The sequence below is a fragment of the Bradyrhizobium sp. Leo170 genome (assembly GCF_004296405.1).
Taxonomy (GTDB): Bacteria; Pseudomonadota; Alphaproteobacteria; order Rhizobiales; family Xanthobacteraceae; genus Bradyrhizobium.
Window position 1 is genome coordinate 1 of the sequence record NZ_PSRR01000589.1, and the last position, 2,748, is coordinate 2,748.

General features: G+C 62.1%; 3 protein-coding genes. 1 reads left to right on the forward strand and 2 read right to left on the reverse strand.

All coding sequences use genetic code 11. The features are described from left to right. Nucleotides 1-368: 368 nt before the first annotated feature. Nucleotides 369-1,436 (forward strand): GGDEF domain-containing protein, encoded by a 1,068-nt coding sequence (locus tag CWO89_RS42780; protein WP_130584209.1) that lies wholly within the window; start codon nt 369-371, stop codon nt 1,434-1,436. A 186-nt stretch (nt 1,437-1,622) separates the two neighbouring features. Here the strand turns inward: CWO89_RS42780 and CWO89_RS42785 are convergent, their stop codons facing one another. Both CWO89_RS42785 and CWO89_RS42790 read right to left on the reverse strand, forming a co-directional pair. Then, nucleotides 1,623-2,051: a TfoX/Sxy family protein gene (locus tag CWO89_RS42785; RefSeq protein ID WP_130584211.1), complete on the reverse strand. Its 429-nt coding sequence runs from the start codon at nt 2,049-2,051 to the stop codon at nt 1,623-1,625. Between the two features lie 170 nt (nt 2,052-2,221). Beyond that, nucleotides 2,222-2,611 (reverse strand): HesB/IscA family protein, encoded by a 390-nt coding sequence (locus CWO89_RS42790; RefSeq protein ID WP_130584210.1) that lies wholly within the window; start codon nt 2,609-2,611, stop codon nt 2,222-2,224. Between the last annotated feature and the right edge of the window lie 137 nt (nt 2,612-2,748).

The following is a 2,748-nucleotide window of genomic DNA, read 5'->3' on the forward strand; positions in this document are numbered from 1 at the left end:
AATGCCAATTCGCAGCCGCCGGCCGCCACTAGCCCGCGCGTGCCTTCGATCGGCCGTCCGGAGCCGCGACGCACGCAGCGCGACGTCGACTCAGAGCCAGCCGATCATTCGCATCTCCCTGCGTTTCTGCTGCGCCCCGTGCGGGCCCGCGTCTAGCGCTTTGCACAGCGTCGGCCCGGATCAGGCCGACGCCCTAATCTCTTGGCTTGGTTCGTTTTTTTCGTGCCGCCGATTCTTCCATCAGAATCGTCGGCGCGCGGCGTGCGATTCCCCTATTTACGGGGCGTTCATTATCCTCCATTAGCGTGGCAACGATACTTTTAGTTATTGCGGCTGAGCGGCGCGGCTCGGCATTGGGGACTTGATCAGTGGTCAAGCTGCTGGACGAACACGAACGCACGATGGCTTTTGCCGAGGTTGCGCTTGGCCAGATCAGGTCGCTTCGTCAGACCGCCGTCCCCCGCAATTACGAAATCTGGTACGTCTATGCGACCGGATACAACGCTCCGCTCAATAAGATCATCAACGAGACTCTGGCGCGCAACGGCAAGCTGAGCGAAGCCGATCTCGAGCAGATCTACGAGACCTATCTCTCCCACATCAAGACCTCCGATCGTATCGACAAGGTCGGCGCGCGTGTCATCGGCGAGATCGACGATGTCGTGACGCTGATCTCGGACGCGCTCGGCATGTCTGCGAGCTACGACGCAAGCCTGAGCGGCGCCAGCGAAAGGCTCGCGAGCGTGAAGAATCGCGACCAGCTCAAGCCGATCATCGAGCAGCTTGTGAAGTCCACGCACGAGATGCGCGAAACTAACAAGGCGCTCGAGAACCGCCTGGCGCTGTCAAAGACCGAAATCAGCAATCTCCAGCACAGCTTGGAGGCGATCCGCGCCGAGAGCCTGACCGATCCGCTGACCGGACTCGGCAACCGCAAATATTTCGACCGCTCGATCGAGATGGCAGTGCAGACCGCGATCGCCAATGACCAGCCGCTGTCGCTGCTGATGTTCGACATCGACCATTTCAAATCGTTCAACGATTCCTACGGCCATCTCACCGGCGACCAGGTGCTGCGGCTGGTCGGCATGTCCTTGAAGCAGACCATCAAGGGCCAGGACATCACCGCGCGCTACGGCGGCGAGGAATTCGCGGTCGTGCTGCCCAACACCAGCCTACGCCAGGCGCTGACGGTGGCCGACCACATCCGCCGCGCCGTGATGGCGAAGGAATTGAAGAAGAAATCCACCGGCGAGATTCTCGGCCGCGTCACCATCTCGGTCGGTGTCTCCCTGCTGAAGGCGGGCGACGACACGGATGCGCTGATCGAACGTGCCGACGCCTGCCTCTATGCCGCCAAACGCGCCGGCCGCAATCGCGTGGTCTGCGAAGTCGACCCCGAATACACCGCCGAGATCCGCAGCCGCGTTGCTTGACGGCTTCGCGGCGGTTTTCGCGTTTTCCAGCATGCTCTTTCCCCGTCATTGCGAGCGAAGCGAAGCAATCCATCTCACCGCTTGTGGAGACATGGATTGCTTCGTCGCTGCGCTCCTCGCAATGACGGGCTGGAGCTGCGTAGGGTGGGCAAAGGCGCACTTGCGCCGTGCCCACCATCGCACGCGCTATCTGGAACGGTGGGCACGCTTCGCTTTGCCCACCCTACGACTTGGCGTCTTCTTGGCTTTCTTCGCCGAGGCCTTCTTCGCCGCCTTCCTCCCCTTCGGCCGCTTGCGCAACGCGGCGCGCTGCGCGGCGGCGAGTGCGGCCCTTGCCCATTGCGCCAGCTCTTCCGAATCGTCGAACAACCGCGCCGGCAACTGCCAGTAGGAGTTCACCGTAACGGTCCGGGTGCTCGTCTGATATTGGAACGGCTTCGAGCCTTCCGCTTCAAACCGCGGAATGGTCTCTTCATCGGCACGGAAATAGAGCCCCGCGCGCAGCGACAGCGCGAAGTTGGTACCGTCAGCGGAGATGCCGTAGCCGGAAAACATGCGGCGGATGGTGACCGGGCCGAAATCGGCAAACAGGTCGATCAGGAATTCGCGGTCCACGACAGCCCCCACTGCAACCCCTCATGGTGAGGAGCGCGCCAGCGCGTCCCCGGACGATGCTTCGCATCGCCTTGAGAACCATGAGGCCCCGCTCTCGCCCGTGGCCATCCTTCGAGACGGCCGCAGCGCGGCCTCCTCAGGATGAGGTTAGCGCAAGCTGCGGCAGCTCGTTACACCTTCGCCGGCGTGAGCTGCACCGACTCGCCGCAGCCGCAGGCAGAAACCTGGTTCGGGTTGTTGAAGATGAACTGCGCCTGCATCTTATCGGCCTTGTAGTCCATCTCGGTGCCGAGCAGGAACAGGACCGCCTTAGGATCGACCAGGATCTTCACGCCCTTGTCCTCGACCACCTCGTCCGTCGGCCGGATTTCGTGGGCGTATTCGACCGTATAGGACTGACCGGCGCAGCCGCCATTCTTGATGCCGACGCGAAGGCCGACGATCTCAGAATCGGCGCGCTTGGTCAGTTCCGTGATCCGCGCTGCCGCGGCGTCCGTCAGCCTCATCACCTGCGGGCGCGGCCGCGGCTTCGGCTTAGCAACTGGTGCGATGGTGTCCATTGCGGCGGCTCTCTCCCTACGACGCAGAGCGGCAAAGTCTGTCGTCTCAAAAATAACAACGAAATTCCGGCTGTGAAGGTCTCATGTTCGCAATTGGCTAGAACTTCTCCGAACGCCTCGCCTAGTGGTCTATCACA

Bases quoted from the DNA above. Each gene is read 5' to 3' on its own strand.
- CWO89_RS42790 (WP_130584210.1), bottom strand. From the start codon at position 2,611: ATGGACACCATCGCACCAGTTGCTAAGCCGAAGCCGCGGCCGCGCCCG.